This window comes from Entomohabitans teleogrylli (assembly GCF_001484765.1).
Lineage (GTDB): Bacteria > Pseudomonadota > Gammaproteobacteria > Enterobacterales > Enterobacteriaceae > Entomohabitans > Entomohabitans teleogrylli.
In genome coordinates, this window is sequence record NZ_LLXO01000119.1 from 1 (window position 1) to 389 (window position 389).

Genomic DNA, 389 nt, shown 5'->3' on the forward strand with positions numbered 1-389 from the left:
TTCCATCTCGCCATACAGCGTCATTTTCACCGCCGACTGGCCGGTAAGTACTGTGGTGCCGCGCATTCGCTGGTCATCGCGCATAAACTGGTATTCGCCGGGACAACCATCGAGCCGGATATAGACCGGCACTGGCGTGGTAACACTGCCACGCAACTCCAGTTCCCAGGCAATGGCGCTGCCCAGATCAATCTTCTGTTCCACCGATTCCGATAGTAGCCTGCACGGCGATGCCACCAGGGTACCGGTAGCGCGAATACCGCCATTCAGGCCGTCGGTATCCTGGTTCGCGGCGCAGACCGAAGAAGCGGCGCCAATCATCAGCAACCCGATCACCACCGCGCCAGGAGCAACCCTTTTTTTCATCACGTATCTCCTGTATCCGGTCC

Annotated in this window: 1 protein-coding gene; it reads right to left on the reverse strand. The window is 58.6% G+C overall.

Going from position 1 to position 389, the window contains the following annotated elements; genetic code table 11:
- Nucleotides 1-366, reverse strand: a 366-nt coding sequence (locus AQ981_RS25505) for a fimbrial protein (protein WP_420809813.1), incomplete at its 3' end; no start/stop codon positions are given.
- Nucleotides 367-389 lie beyond the last annotated feature (23 nt).